Consider the following 15,004-nt stretch of genomic DNA (forward strand, 5'->3'; position numbering starts at 1 on the left):
TTATTATATTATGATTTATTAGGGTTAAGTGTTTCCAAATTAAAATGGTGAACATCTCGTTGTGGGAATGGAATTGAAATTCCAGCTGCTTCTAATCTAGACTTTCCTTCTTCTAAAATTAACCATCTTAAATTCCAGAAATCTTCATTCTTAGCCCAATAACGTAGACTTAAATTAACTGAACTATCACCTAATTCGGCAACTACAATCATAGGTGCTTTATCTTCAAGTTGTAGAACAGTCTCTTGTTCGTTTACTAAATTAAGTAAAATATCTTTTGCCTCCTTAATATTATCATCATAACCTATTCCAAAGGTTAAGTTTTCTCTTCTAATACCTTCAGAAGTATAATTAACTATATTGTCGTTGCTTAACTTTCCGTTAGGGATTATAGCGAGTTGGTTTCCAAAAGTAGTGAGCTTAGTGTTGAATATATTAATATCTTTTACAGTACCATCAATACCTTGGGCGCTAATAAAGTCTCCAACCTTAAAGGGTTTCATTAATAAAATTAGAATCCCCCCAGCAAAGTTTGCTAACGATCCTTGTAATGCTAAACCAACAGCAAGACCAGCAGCACCAATTATAGCAACTAGGGAAGCAGATTCTACTCCTAATTGGGTAACTACGAGAACAAATAAAACAATTTTAAGCGCCCAGTTAATTAAACTAGCGATAAAGTTCTCTAAAGTAGGATCATAATCTTTTTTGTCAAAAAACTTCCTAACTATTTTATTTATAAGTCTTACAACCCACATCCCTATAAATAAAAGTAAAATAGCCCCGATTAAACTCGGTAGAAAGTCGATAAACTTTTGACCATATTCTTCGATATAAATATTAATGTCCTTAAATTTTTCCATAAATGTTTTACTGTTTTTTAATTTTTAGTTTAATGATTTAATTGCAATTTCGGAATCCTTAACTGGAATCTTACACGTATTATTTTCGCAAATATAAATAAGTGTTTCATCCTTGACGAACCTATTTTTAAATAGAGGAGCATTGTTTTCTACATTGCTTGCAGCTAAAATGGTGTTGGGCAAATAGTGACTGTAGAATTCCTGAATTTTTTTAGATGCATTGTCTCCCACAACAACTATTTCAAAAAAGTTATTTTGAAAATTTGAAAGCAAATCTAACCAATTAGAAAACCCGCTAGGGTAACTTTTTATTTCCGCTACTACATTTTTTAGCATCTGCTTAGAAATTTCATTAAAACGAGGCTCCTCAAAATACTTCGAAAGTTTGTACAAATTCTTTGCCATAACTGAATTTGATGCAGGAATGACATTGTCTCGATATTCAAAATTTCTACTAACAATGGCTGGGTCTTCTTTTGATGTAAAATAAAACATATTTTTTTCCTCGTCAAAAAAGTTTACGATTGAATAATCTGTCAATTCTTTTGATAAGTTAAGCCACTTTTCATCCAAGGTAACTTGGTATAAACTTATAAAAGCTTCAATGGTAAAAGCGTAATCTTCCAAAAAGCCGTTAATTGTACTTTTCCCTTCTTTATAATTATGAAATAATGCGCCGTTTTTCTGAAGTTGATTTCTAGTAAGAAACTCAGCATTTCTAAGGGCGATATCTAAATATTCTTGATTTTGGAATGCTTTGTAAGCATCTATATATCCCTTTAGCATCATAGCATTCCAAGAAGTAAGTGTTTTGTCATCCAGTCTTGGTTTCGGTCTCTCGTTTCGATAGCTTAAAAGGGTTTGCTTCCATCTTTCCTTTTTCTGTTGAAGGGTTTCATGAGAAATATTAAACTCTTCTTCAATTTCTGACTTTGTTTTCCTTCTAATTAAAACATAATTATTGTGTTCCCACTTCCCGTAGCTATTTACATTGTAATACGTGCTAAAAATTTTAAAATCGTCTTCTAGCAAATTTTCTAATTCCTCTTGAGTGAAAACATAAAATGCTCCTTCTTCTAATTTTCCGTCTTTATTATTACTGTCTGCATCTAAGGATGAATAAAATCCTCCATCCTCATTGGTAAGGTTTATGGCGATAAAATCTAGCGTTTCTTCAACCACTTCTTTGTAAAGTGGCTTTTTAGTAACTAGATAGGCATTGCTGTATAGGCTTACGAGCTGGGCATTGTCATACAGCATCTTTTCAAAGTGAGGTACGTGCCATTTTTCATCTGTACTATAACGTGAAAATCCACCTCCTAATTGATCGAAAAGCCCACCGTAGGCCATTTTATCTAATGATAAAATAACGTAGTTCAATAAGGTATTATGGTTATTCTCAACAGCATGTCGTAATAGGAATTCAAAATTGTTTGGCATCATAAATTTTGGAGCTCCTCGAAATCCACCATTTTTATTATCAAATCTCTCTGAAAAATTTTTAATAATATCTGCTGTTGGAAATTTTGTTAAATCTACATCTTCAGTATTTAACTCAATTAGATCCATGCTTTTAATACCCTGTTCTAACCTGTTAGCGTAAGCAATAAATTTTTCAGGTTCTTCTTCGTACACCTCCTGAATTTTCTCTAGAGCATTTATCCAATCACTTTTACGAAAATAAGTACCGCCCCAAACAGGTCGGCCATCTGGAAGCGTAATAACATTTAATGGCCATCCCGCACTTCCAGTCATAAGTTGAACTGCATTTATATATGTTTGATCTACATCTGGTCGTTCCTCTCGGTCTACTTTAATCGAGATATAATTTTTGTTCATAACCTCTGCAACCTCAATATCTTCAAAACTTTCATGCTCCATGACGTGACACCAATGACAGGCGGCATAACCAATACTAATTACGATGAGTTTTTTTTCTTTTCTGGCCTGTTGCAAAGCTGCGTCATTATACGGTTTCCAATTTACAGGGTTATGAGCATGCTGAAGCAGGTAAGGGCTAGTTTCGTAAATTAAATCGTTTGTAAAGAGATGTGTGTTCAAAGTATCTTTTTTAGAGGTATTACAGGCAAGTAGAATCCCTAGTATTAAGGTAACAGGAAATAGCTATATTACAGAAGTTTATAAAATAAAAATACGCTTTTGGAAAATCAAAAGCGTATTTTTAATATTTCCTGAAGAATTTATTTAACTTCAAAAGTAATCTTTACGTTAACACGGAATTGAGTAATATCCCCATTGTCTACAACGCAACTGTGTTCTTGAACATAAACAGAACGGATGTTTTTTACGCTTTTTGAAGCTTCTTTTACTGCATTTCTTGTAGCATCTTCCCAGCTTTCATTAGAGCTAGCAAGAATTTCAATTACTTTTAATACTGCCATAATTACTTAGTTTTTGTTCCCATCTTGTTAATTAAAAGATTGGGATAATTAATAAAACACTAAGATACAGTTATTAAGAATTATTAATCTGAAAATTAAGTTAAACCTTTACATTAAAAGCTGAAAATGAACTAAATAAATATTAAAATATTTTAGATATTGTAGGTTATCCATTAATGGCAACTACACTTTCCACTTGTCCCTTCATTAGTTCTTTAAGCATAGTTTCAATTCCATTTTTTAAAGTTATGGTTGATGAAGGACATCCGCTACAAGCTCCTTGAAGTACAACCTTAACGGTTTTAGACTTTTGGTTAAAGGAGTCGAACATAATATTGCCCCCGTCTCTTGCTACTGCAGGCTTAACGTATTCGTTTAAGATAGATATGATTTCTTTTTCTACATCTGAATAATTTTTGTCGTTTTTTTCTAGAGAAGAATCTGCCGAACCAATATTATTCGAAATATTTGAAGCCTTGCTAATTTCATCTTTCACAATAAGTTTGTCGTCTTGAACATATTGACGAAGAAACTCTCTAATTTCCATAGAAATTTCTTCCCAATCAATCATATTGTGTTTCGTAACTGAAACATAATTGTTGCTAATAAAAACTTCTTTTACAAATGGAAAATTAAATAACGCTTGTGCCAATGGTGAAAGAATAGCATCTTCAACACTTTTAAATTCAAAAGTACCTTCCGCTAATGTTTTATTGGCAACAAACTTCATAACCGTTGGGTTTGGTGTACTTTCTGCATAAATACTAACTGGAAGTTTTTTTGGAGCTACAACTTCAACTTCGGTCACAGCAGGTCGCCCAGACTTAATATATTCTGAAATAGATTCTGCTACCTCTTCTTGTACATCCTCCCACTCTACAATATTGTATTTCTCAATGGCAACAAAGTTTTGAGAAATATAAACTGTTTTCACAAAGGGAAGGTAAAAAAGTTGTTGTGCCAAAGCGCTGTTTTTAGCTTCATCAATATTTTTGAATTCGAAACTTGATGCTTTAGTAAGAAAAGAATCAGACACAAATTTTACTATACTAGGATTAGAAGTTTTGACGATTTCCATAATAGAAAGGGGAGAGTTTTAGGAATAATTTGCAAAATTATAAAAAGGAAATCATAACATTCAATATATTTGGTATCTTAACACCAAATTATGAAAAAATCATTACTCACTTTACTATTAGTAATCCCCATATTTGTTTTTTCTCAACAAAACCCAATTGGATTATTTCAACAGTTTAATGGGCGTTACGATTTTACAGCTATTGGCAACACATTAAATGCCTCTGAAAACGGGACATCTTATTGTGATATGCTTTCACAAAGTAGTGCAACATTAAATTTATCACCAACCCAAAGCCTAGTTTCGGCTCACCTTTATTGGTCTTCCATTGGACCTGGAGATTTTCAAGTTGATATCAATGGAACAACAATAACTGCTGAACGAACTTTTTCACATTCTTTTAGAAACCTACCATATTTTGCAGCTTATGCAGATGTAACAAATTTATTGTTGGCTAATGGGAATGGAGAGTATACATTCTCTGGATTGGATGTAATGAATATTCTGTCTGATTACTGTTCCCCTCCCAATGGTTCGGGTAGTGGTACTAACTTTGGTGGGTGGGCTATTTATATAATTTATGAAGACCCAACAGACCCTGATATTTTATTAAATCAGATTAGTTTGTTTGATGGACTTGAAGGGGTAAACGAATTTGCGCATCCAATTGAAATAACGCTTACTGATATCTCTGTAGCTTCAGATGAATTATCAAAAATTGGATTTCTTGCTTGGGAAGGTGATAGGTTTATCGATAATCAAGAAAGTTTATTTATCAATGGACAATTAATATCCGATCCGCCATTAAACCCTTCAAATAATGCGTTTAACGGAACCAACTCCTATATTAGTGCTCCTGGAAATGCCCAGAATTATAATATGGACTTGGATTTTTACGATTTGGTGGGAATCGTTGAGCCTGGTGATAGTACTATTGAAATTAAACTTACATCAGACCAAGACTGGATAATGGTAAATAACATCATTACCAGCGTAAATTCAGAACTTCCAGATGCTACCATAACTATTGATAATCTTGGAGTGCTATGTGCAGATAGTACTATAGAAGTAGACTATACCGTATACAATATTAACAGTACTGCAGCATTGCCAGCCGGTACTCCTATAGCATTTTATGCCGATGCAGTGTTGTTAGGGCAAGCACAGACAAATAGTGAACTTCCAATTGATGGCAGCGAAAGCGGAACGATAAACCTTAATATTCCCGGAGGTACACCTCAAATATTTACGCTAAAAGCGGTTGTTGATGACAACGGAACTGGGGTGGGGATTGTTCTAGAAACTAATGAAGAAAACAATGAATTTGAGCAAACAGTAGATCTAGCAGCACAAGGTTTATTTATAACAGGAAATAACGAAAGCTGCGAAGGTCAAACAGAAACTTTAACGGCGAATTTTAATGATTTAGACACCTATAACTGGTTTCTTGATGGAAATCCTTATGGTGGTAATACGCCTACGATAAATGTAACCCAGTCTGGGGTATATACTGTAAGTGGTAATAAAGCCGCTTGTTTTGTGGAAGAATCACCCGCATTTATTGTAACATTCAATCCGCAAGCAGTAGCCCACGAACCATTAGATCTTTTTAGGTGCGATAATGGAACCCAAACAAATTTTTTTGACCTTACTCAGAATGACGTAAATGTTTTAGGTGGGCAAAACTCAACTGTTTTTGAGGTTAAGTACTTTGAAACATATTCAGATAGTGAAAATAACATAAATGCAATTACAACACCCGGGGCTTACCCTATGGTGGGGCCATCACCACAAACAATCTATGTACGTATTCATGACAGAGCACAGGAAATGTGTTACGACCTTGAACAATTTGAGATTTATTACACACCAATTAGCGTAGGAGTACTTCCATCAATGGCTTTATGCGATCAAGATGAAAATGGTAGTGAGGATGTAAATTTGCCATTAGAGTTTGATGCATTTGTTTTGGACGGTCAAAATGCTTCAGAATTTAATATTACATATCACAACACTTTAAATGAAGCTCAAACAAGAGCTAATCCACTTCCAGTTGTTTATCCAGTTTCTGTTCCAGGCGAAACGATTTTTGCTAGGATTGAGGCAGTTATCAATCCAGATTGTTTTTTAACTACCTCTGTTGAAATCACTGTTGATTCGCTTCAGGTAGTAAATGAAGATCCTGATCCATTAGTTGCTTGTGATAGTGATAGCAATGGTTTCACAGACTTTTTTCTCCATAATGCAGATGAAGATATTACAGCAGGAGATCCTACGTTAACAGTTACATATCATTATACCTTATCAGATGCTCAAACCAACGAAGGGGTTTTACCAGAACCTTTTGAGAATATTATTCCATATAATGACGAAGTATATGCAAGAATAGAAAGTCCGAATTCTACATGTTATACAACTGTGTTGTTGAAGCTGGAAGTGCGTGACAGCCCAATGCTAAACGAACCTGCAATTTATCGTCTATGCGATGACAATAACGATGGTTTTGAAGTTTTCGATTTAACAAGCAAGCAAGATGAAATCCTTAACGGGCTAGATCCGTTACAATACGATATATACTACTATGCAGCAGAACAAGATGCTATAGATGCTGGAATTTCAGCATTAGAAAATCCAGATTTCTCTCAAGCAATTGCAAACCCCACCGCTTATCAAAATATTGTTCCAAATACCCAGATTATTTATGTTCTTGGAGTTGGTTCAACAGCTAACACTACTCCAAATAATGGAGGGCAGGGATGTTATACAATTGTGGAGTTGGAGCTAATTGTAGAGCCAAGTCCCGTAGGAAATGAACCAGTTGATTATCATTTATGTGATGATACTGTAAATGGTAGTACTGCTACGGACCAAATAAGTACCTTCGATTTAACTTCAAAAAATGATGAAATAACAGGAGGCGTTCCTGATTTAGTTATTACTTGGTTTGAAACTTTTGCAGATGAAGCTGCCGATAATCCAATAGCCAACCCAACAGCATATCAAAACACTACAAATGCACAAACTATTGTGGCAAGAGTTGCAAATACTTTTGAATGTAAAAGCCTTGTTACTTTAACATTAGTGGTAGACCCGTTGCCAACGCCAGTAGTTCCTGATCCACTTGAACTTTGTGATGAAGGTAATGGATTTGCAGAATTCGACCTAAGTTTGCGTACAAATCAAATAATGAATGGGGAGTTAGATGTAACGGTAAAATATTACCCAACCGAAGCAGAAGCGGAAGTAGGAGGTGCAGGTGAAATTGTAGCTCCTTTTCTATACACCAACGTTGTTCCATTTAATGATTCAGTATGGGTAAGAGTTGAAAAGAATGAATCTGAATGTTATACCATTGTACAGTTACAACTTATTGTTATTCCATTGCCAGATGAACCAGATGTCAATTTTTTAGATCCATATATCGTTTGTGATTTAAATGGAGATGGAATAGGAGTTTTCGATTTAACAATTCAAAATCCTTCAGTTTATGGCGCTCAGAATCCTACCGATTTTGCACCGATTTCTTATTATGAAAATGAATCGGATGCCGTAGCCGATATTAGTCAAATTACGCAGGCAAATCAGTTTTCTAGCATGGGACAAACGATATACGTGCGCTTAGAAAATTTAAATACTGGCTGCTACAGAGTTTCTTCTTTTGATTTAGAAGTTGGTGAATTCCCTGGTTCAGGAACGGCAGAGGATCTTGAACTTTGCGATGATGAAGTTAATGGAAGTACATCAAATGATGAGGTATCAACATTCGACTTAACAGTGAATACGCCTTTGATAACTAATAATGATGCAACATTAACAGTAACGTATTATAAAGATGCGGACGATTTGGCGAATAATATTCCTATTGATGACCCTACAGCGTTTCAAAACACAAGCAATCCCCACGAAATATTTGTTTCTATTTCAAATCAACAGGATTGTATGGCCGAGCTTTCATTTAATCTAATAGTAAATCCACTTCCTGTTCCTGTAGAGCCAACACCATTGATTGTTTGCGATATGGATAACGACGGAATAGTTTCCGACTTTGATTTAGAAAGTAAGAGTGTTGAAATTAGCGGAGGTAATACACTTCTTAATGTAAGCTATCACGAAACACTACAAGATGCAAATACAGATAGTTTTCCATTACAAAGTCCTTATGAAAATATTATAGCTTACAATCAAACGATATTTGTAAGAGTAGCCTATAACGATGAACCGGATGGGACAGGATGTTTTGATGTTACTACCTTAGAACTTATTGTTAATCCAACGCCAATTGTTCCTCAAGATTTACCAGATTTAATACTTTGTGGCGACGATAATTCTGCAGTTTTTGATCTTACTGTTCAAGAAGAGCTAATTTTTGGCAGTCAGTCCACCAATGATTTTACTTTGACGTATCATGAATCAGAAGCTTCAGCAGCCTTAGGGACAGATGTTATAGTTCAACCAGAGTCTTATACAAATACAAGCAACCCACAAACAGTGTGGGTTCGGTTAAGTGATAATGTTACGGAATGCTATAAATTAGGCGAATTTGACCTTGTAGTTCAGGAGGGAGTGCAAATAATAGACCCAACGCCGTTGTCTTTATGTGATGACTTAGGAGAGGCAAACGACGGAATAACTACTTTTGATCTTACAGTTAAAAATAGTGAAATAACTGGGGGAGTGCTTACACATGGAGTTTCTTACTTTATTACAGAAGAAGATGCTCAGGAAAATATTAATCCTATAGATCCAGATACAGCTTATGTAAATGTGGACGTTTCAGGTAATGCTATTAATCCTCAAGTGCTATATGTAAGAGTAGAAGATAATGATAGCGGATGTTTGTCTTTTACAACATTAACCATAAGAGTAAAAAGCAATCCAGAACCTGCTACACCAGATCCTATAGTGCTTTGCGATAACAACTTGATTATCCCTCCGGGACCATATGATGAAACAGAGCTTTTCGATCTTACTTCTCGCAATAATCAAATTCTAAATGGAAACATCACTTGGACGTTAGATTTTTATTTAAGTTATGAAAATGCGGTTTCAGAAACCGATGCTATTCCAGAGGCGGAAACAACAGCTTATCAAAATATAAGTAATCCACAAACAGTTTACGTTCGTACAACCAATCCTACTTCACTATGTTTTGAAATAGTAGAATTGGAACTAATCGTAAACCCACTTCCTGATGATACGGCTGAGGTTTCTCCTTATGTAGTTTGTATTTCTAATGATAGCGGAATTGGTATTTTCAATTTAGATTCTAAGGTTGATGAAATATTAAACGGTCAGTCTTCATCTATTTTTGAAGTAAGTTTTTATACAGATATAGAAGATGCAGAAAATCAAACAAATGCAATTGTAAATACTACTACTTATCAAAATAGAGATGCGAATAACAATGCTATAAATCCACAAACTATTTACACAGGTATTCTCAACACAGAAACAGGATGTTATGTAGGTGGTAGTCAATCATTCGAACTTCAGGTGAATCGAGAGGCGCTTGCGAATACACCAGCACAACCATTTGTAGTTTGTGATAACCTTCCTCCAAGTGATGGTTATACAGAATTTGATTTATACAACTTAACAGATCCTCAAGTGCAAGATCTTCACAATGAAATTTTAGATGGTCAAGATGCTGCTGATTTTCAATTAACCTTCTATGAAACATTTGAAGGTGCCGAAAATGGAGAAGGTGCAATTGAATTCCCTTATGTAAACATTATAAATCCACAACGAATTTATGTAAGGGTTACTAATGAGAGCAATTCTTTTTTTCCGAAATGTTATGCAGTAGTTGAAATGATTTTGAAAGTGAACTATTTGCCAACTATTGTTTTTGACGATGAATATAGATTATGTGTTGATGAAAATGGCAATCCGATTCCTGAGGAAGAGGGAAGTGTTTCGCCTCCTGTAATTGATACTGGTTTAGACCCTAACCTGTATTCATTTATGTGGGAATTAAATGGAGTACTAGTGCCTGGAGAAACTGGGCCTTCTATTACGGCTTTGGAAGAAGGAGTGTATACAGTTACAATTATTGAAATTGCTACAGGTTGTGAAACCACGGCAAGTACAACGGTTACTTTATCATCTCCGCCGCTTACTTATGAAGCTGTTTTAAGTAATGGAGCTTTCGCAGGAAATCATATAATCGAAGTGCTAGCTACTGGTCTTGGAGAGTATCACTATCAACTTGATAATGGACCATTTCAAACTAGCAATATATTTGAAAATGTAAGTCCTGGAGTTCACTTTATAACTATTAAGGATGTGAATGGTTGCGGATCTGTTACTTTTGAAGTGAGTGTAATAGATTATCCTCAGTATTTTACTCCAAATGAAGACGGTTATCACGATACTTGGAATATTTATGGCATTGGTGCAAGTGACCCAACGGCAAAAATATATATCTTTGATCGCTTCGGAAAATTATTGAAGCAATTAAGCCCTACAGAACAAGGTTGGGATGGAACATATAATGGAACACCATTACCATCTAGTGACTATTGGTTTAGAGTTGAATATAAAGAAGACGATCAATTAAAAGAATTTAAAGGACATTTTACTTTAAAACGTTAATAGAAAATATAAAGTGTTTAACAAAAAATAGTAAATTACCGAAGATTAGAACAGGCAATTTATCTTACGCATTATCAAATATTTTATGCACATGAAATTTAAACAATTCCCCATTTTACTGCTACTAATAGTTTCTTTCTGTGGTTATTCACAAGATGGAATTCCGGTGTACTCAGACTATTTTGCAGATAATCTATATCTTATTCATCCATCCATGGCGGGTGCAGCAAATTATAACAAGATTAGACTAACGGCTAGAAAGCAATGGTTTGATCAAAAGGAAGCACCAAATTTGCAAACATTGAGTGTTAATGCTCGAGTAGGAGAACAATCTGGTCTTGGATTAATTCTGTATAACGATAAAAATGGATACCATTCGCAAACCGGGGGCTATGTAACTTATGCGCATCATATTATGTTTTCCAGAACTGAAGTTGATTTAAATCAATTATCTTTTGGATTAAGTGCGGGAATTACTCAAGGTAGATTGGATGAAACAAGCTTTGATTTATCCGACTTCGATCCTGTTATTGGTGGAATTATTCAGAGTAGTACTTACTTTAATGTAGACGCAGGGTTTTCTTATAATTTTTTAAATTTCTCAAGTCACCTTACTGTTAAAAACATCATTTTTAGAAATAGAAATATTTACAGTGAAGAATTTGAATCGAACAACCAGCGTAAATACTTAGCTTCTATGGCTTACGCAATTGGAAAGTTTGATTCCGATTGGAGTTACGAACCTTCATTTCTATTCCAATGGGCTGAACGTACAGGTGAAAAAACTGTTGATGTAAATATGAAAGCCTATCGCAAAATGGATTTTGGAAAACTTTGGGGAGGGATATCGTACAGAAGAACTTTAGACGGTGCAGAATACTTAGATGGTACAAAAATTGAAAATCAAAAACTTCAATATTTTACTCCAGTTTTAGGGATAGACTTTAACAACTTTATGTTTGCTTATACTTATTCATATCAATCTGGGAATGTTAAATATCAAAGTGGAGGATTTCATCAAATTACTTTAGGTTTCGACTTTTTAGGTGGAAGACCAGCGCCGTACGAATGTAATTGCCCTGCGATTAACTAATTGATACAGTTTTTATATTTTACAATATGGCCTAATACTTAAATTTGTATTAGGCTTTGTTTTATTAATAGATTTGAACTTTACTTTCTTAATATATTCTTATGATCATAAAATCAGTAAACGGAAAACATCCTGAAATACCCGAAAATTGTTTTATAGCTGAAAATGCTACTATAGTTGGCGATGTAGTTATGGGTGATGAGTGTAGTGTATGGTTTAATGCAGTTATTCGCGGAGATGTGAATTCTATTAAAATGGGAAATAGGGTAAATGTTCAGGATGGAGCAGTAATTCACGCTACCTACAAAACCTCACCTACAACCATTGGTAATAATGTTTCCATAGGTCATAATGCTATCGTGCACGGTTGTACGGTACACGATAACGTGCTAATTGGGATGGGGAGTATTGTTATGGACGATTGCATTGTGGAGAGTAATACCATCATAGCTGCGGGAGCTGTTGTTTCTAAAAACACTGTAGTTGAAAGTGGCAGTATTTACGCTGGAATCCCAGCAAAAAAAATTAAGGATATTAGTCCAGAACTTACAAAAGGCGAAGTTGAACGTATTGCCGAAAATTACGTGATGTATTCTTCTTGGTTTAAATAACTTTCTAAAAGTCTTTTTTTTCTATAGTAATGATTTTAGAATATTCTTTTAATAGAAATTCTAAAGTTCTTGTTTTGGCATTAGTATAGAATTGAAGAGTTGGAGCAGAAGTTTCTTCACGAAGTAAATCCAAGCTCTGTAGTATCGTTTTTGTTTGTTTGGCCACTGCTTCCCCTGAATCAATAATTTTAACGTTGTCTGGTAAAATCATTTTTAATTGAGGGATAATATAAGGGTAGTGGCTACATCCTAAAACCAAATAATCTACATTGGCATCAATCATAGGTTGAATATGCTTCTTTAAAAGAGCCATCATTTCTGGACCGTCTAAATTTCCTTTTTCAATTAACGTAACGAGTCCTTCTCCTATGATTTCAACAACGTTAATATCTTTAGTGAACTCTTTGGTGGTTTTGCTGAAAAGTGCGCTGCTAAGCGTCCCTTTTGTAGCTAGAATGCCAATACTCTTTGAGTTTGTTTGTAATGCAGCAGGTTTTATTGCAGGTTCTATTCCGATAATTGGAATATCGTATTTATTTCTAAGGACTGAAATTGCATTTGTAGTTGCTGTATTACAGGCTACAATTATAATCTTGCATTTTAAACTAAGTAGCTTTTCTACATTTTTAATACTGAGTGCGATAATGTCGTCAGTAGATTTATCGCCATAGGGAGCGTTTATGCTATCAGCAAGGTAAATGGTGTGCTCGAAAGGAAGTAGTTTTACTACTTCTTTCCATATAGAAGTGCCACCCACTCCAGAATCAAAAATCCCTATTGGACTGTTTTTATCCATATCGTAAAAGTAGCCAATTCCATTAAAAATATTGCATAAAAAAACTGCCCTTTTGGGGGCAGTTTTTTTAAAAAGTATAATCTAAAAAAGAATTACATTCCTAATTCTTTTTTCACATCAGCCATAAGGTCTTTACCATCGGCAAGAATTACACCACCTCCCATTGTAGAATCCAATACATATTGGTATCCTAGAGATTTAGCAACTCTTTGGATTGTAGATTGAGCTTTTTCAAGAACTGGCTTAAATGTATCAGCTCTTTTCTTATCTAAATCTTGTAATGCTTGTTGTCTGTATGCTTGAATGTTTTCTTGCATTGCTTGAACCTCTTGGAATCTCTTTTGGTTTTCTTCGTCGGTTTTTGATGAAGCTTCAGCATCGTATTGCTTCATTTTAGTTTCCCATTCTTTCACCATTGCTTTAATTTCAGTATCGTAAGTCTTTTGAACTTTGTCTAACTGATTTTGAGCAGCTTTATAGTCTGGCATTGACTCAATAAGTTCTTGTGCATTAATATGAGCAATTTTTACTTGAGCGTTTACGAAACTAGTAGCTCCTATCATTAGTGCAACTGCCATTAATAAGGTTTTCATTTTTTTCATCGTAAGTGTATTAAATTTAAGTGTTATTTTAATTAAATTGATTTGGTTATTCTGTTAAAGGTTTAGTGAGATTTAACAACTCATTTATTTACTTCCTATTCCTCACCACTGTTTCCAGGGTTTTAGTTGTTTCTATTTTTTCGAGCATTTAATATAGAATCTCTTCTGCGTTCTCTTTCTTCAATCATTTTTTGTCTGCGAGCTTCCATTTCAGCTCTTTTTGCATCTCTAATAGAATCGCGTTCTCTTTTGCGATCTTCCATCATTTGCTCACGCTCTGTTTTCTTAGCCTCGATAATAGCCTCGCGCTCTTCCTGTTTCTTTTGAATTTCTTCTTCTCTTTCTGAAAGTGCTCCTTCCTCTTCTAAAGAAAGTTTTTCTTTGCGTTCTATTTCACGCTTTTCTTTTTTATCTAAAGCTTGCGTTCTTCTTCCAGCACGTTCGATGCTTCTGATTACTAAGTCGCTAATGTCATTTCTTTTTGCTGCAAACAACATTACTACATCTGCAGACTTGTCAAAAATAAAGTCGTATTTCTTACCTTCTGCAATTTCTTGAACAATATTGAATACTTGATCTTGAATTGGCTGAACTAATTGTCTGCGCTGAATCATTAAGTCACCATTAGGCCCAAATCGGTCTTGCTGGTACTGAAGCATTTCATCTTCCTTAATTTTTATTTCTTCTTCTCGCTCTTCAATTAATTCTTGTGTTAGTAACACTCTTTCATTGGCAAGATTCAATTTCATCTGATCGATATCTTTTTGCCTTTTTTCGATGTCTTGCTTCCAACGTTGAACTTTTCCTTCTAATTGAATTGACGCTTCTTTATATTCTGGAACACTCTCTAGAATGTATTCCATGTCAATATATCCTATACGAACACCTCGTTGTGCTTCTGCCATGAAGGTAAAGCAAAAAAGGGCAATAGTAAAAAAGAGTATTTTTTTTGTCTTCATAGTTGT

General features: G+C 34.6%; 10 protein-coding genes. 3 read left to right on the plus strand and 7 right to left on the minus strand.

Translation table 11 applies throughout. The features are described 5' to 3' along the window. Positions 1–8 precede the first annotated feature (8 nt). The 4 genes from K8344_RS06180 to K8344_RS06195 form a co-directional block, all read right to left on the minus strand. Positions 9–863: a mechanosensitive ion channel family protein gene (locus tag K8344_RS06180; protein ID WP_237607875.1), complete on the minus strand. Its 855-nt coding sequence runs from the start codon at positions 861–863 to the stop codon at positions 9–11. 24 nt (positions 864–887) lie between these two features. Further along, positions 888–2,924 carry a thioredoxin domain-containing protein gene (locus tag K8344_RS06185; RefSeq protein WP_237607876.1) on the minus strand — a complete coding sequence of 679 codons (2,037 nt, stop codon included), beginning with the start codon at positions 2,922–2,924 and terminating at the stop codon, positions 888–890. Positions 2,925–3,064: 140 nt separating this feature from the next. Further along, entirely contained in the window at positions 3,065–3,265 is a 201-nt protein-coding gene (locus tag K8344_RS06190) for a dodecin family protein (protein ID WP_237607877.1), read from the minus strand. Between the two features lie 166 nt (positions 3,266–3,431). Beyond that, positions 3,432–4,343 (minus strand): NifU family protein, encoded by a 912-nt coding sequence (locus K8344_RS06195; protein WP_237607878.1) that lies wholly within the window; start codon positions 4,341–4,343, stop codon positions 3,432–3,434. A gap of 90 nt (positions 4,344–4,433) precedes the next feature. Between K8344_RS06195 and K8344_RS06200 the strand changes: the two genes are divergently transcribed. The 3 genes from K8344_RS06200 to K8344_RS06210 all read left to right on the plus strand — a co-directional run bounded on the left by K8344_RS06200 (position 4,434) and on the right by K8344_RS06210 (position 12,641). Continuing rightward, positions 4,434–10,937: a T9SS type B sorting domain-containing protein gene (locus tag K8344_RS06200; RefSeq protein WP_237607879.1), complete on the plus strand. Its 6,504-nt coding sequence runs from the start codon at positions 4,434–4,436 to the stop codon at positions 10,935–10,937. Between the two features lie 91 nt (positions 10,938–11,028). Next, positions 11,029–12,030, plus strand: a complete 1,002-nt coding sequence (locus tag K8344_RS06205; protein ID WP_139855538.1) for a PorP/SprF family type IX secretion system membrane protein — start codon at positions 11,029–11,031, stop codon at positions 12,028–12,030. Between the two features lie 101 nt (positions 12,031–12,131). Next, positions 12,132–12,641, plus strand: coding sequence for a gamma carbonic anhydrase family protein (locus tag K8344_RS06210; RefSeq protein WP_237607880.1), 510 nt, complete (start codon positions 12,132–12,134; stop codon positions 12,639–12,641). A gap of 4 nt (positions 12,642–12,645) precedes the next feature. Here K8344_RS06210 and murI read toward each other — a convergent pair whose 3' ends face one another. The 3 genes from murI to K8344_RS06225 all read right to left on the minus strand — a co-directional run bounded on the left by murI (position 12,646) and on the right by K8344_RS06225 (position 14,998). Next, complete coding sequence (murI, locus tag K8344_RS06215) at positions 12,646–13,437, minus strand: glutamate racemase (RefSeq protein WP_237607881.1); 792 nt, start codon at positions 13,435–13,437, stop codon at positions 12,646–12,648. Positions 13,438–13,529: 92 nt separating this feature from the next. After that, on the minus strand, positions 13,530–14,039 hold the full coding sequence (locus tag K8344_RS06220; protein ID WP_139855535.1) for an OmpH/Skp family outer membrane protein: 510 nt from the start codon (positions 14,037–14,039) through the stop codon (positions 13,530–13,532). 122 nt (positions 14,040–14,161) lie between these two features. Next, positions 14,162–14,998 (minus strand): OmpH/Skp family outer membrane protein, encoded by an 837-nt coding sequence (locus K8344_RS06225; protein ID WP_139855534.1) that lies wholly within the window; start codon positions 14,996–14,998, stop codon positions 14,162–14,164. Positions 14,999–15,004: the final 6 nt, after the last annotated feature.

It is taken from the genome of Aequorivita xiaoshiensis, assembly GCF_022008395.1.
GTDB lineage: Bacteria > Bacteroidota > Bacteroidia > Flavobacteriales > Flavobacteriaceae > Aequorivita > Aequorivita xiaoshiensis.

Coding starts and splice junctions, on each gene's coding strand:
- K8344_RS06225 (WP_139855534.1), bottom strand. CDS start 14,998: ATGAAGACAAAAAAAATACTCTTTTTTACTATTGCCCTTTTTTGCTTT.
- K8344_RS06200 (WP_237607879.1), top strand. CDS start 4,434: ATGAAAAAATCATTACTCACTTTACTATTAGTAATCCCCATATTTGTT.
- K8344_RS06210 (WP_237607880.1), top strand. CDS start 12,132: ATGATCATAAAATCAGTAAACGGAAAACATCCTGAAATACCCGAAAAT.
- K8344_RS06180 (WP_237607875.1), bottom strand. CDS start 863: ATGGAAAAATTTAAGGACATTAATATTTATATCGAAGAATATGGTCAA.
- K8344_RS06205 (WP_139855538.1), top strand. CDS start 11,029: ATGAAATTTAAACAATTCCCCATTTTACTGCTACTAATAGTTTCTTTC.
- K8344_RS06190 (WP_237607877.1), bottom strand. CDS start 3,265: ATGGCAGTATTAAAAGTAATTGAAATTCTTGCTAGCTCTAATGAAAGC.
- K8344_RS06195 (WP_237607878.1), bottom strand. CDS start 4,343: ATGGAAATCGTCAAAACTTCTAATCCTAGTATAGTAAAATTTGTGTCT.
- K8344_RS06220 (WP_139855535.1), bottom strand. CDS start 14,039: ATGAAAAAAATGAAAACCTTATTAATGGCAGTTGCACTAATGATAGGA.
- murI (WP_237607881.1), bottom strand. CDS start 13,437: ATGGATAAAAACAGTCCAATAGGGATTTTTGATTCTGGAGTGGGTGGC.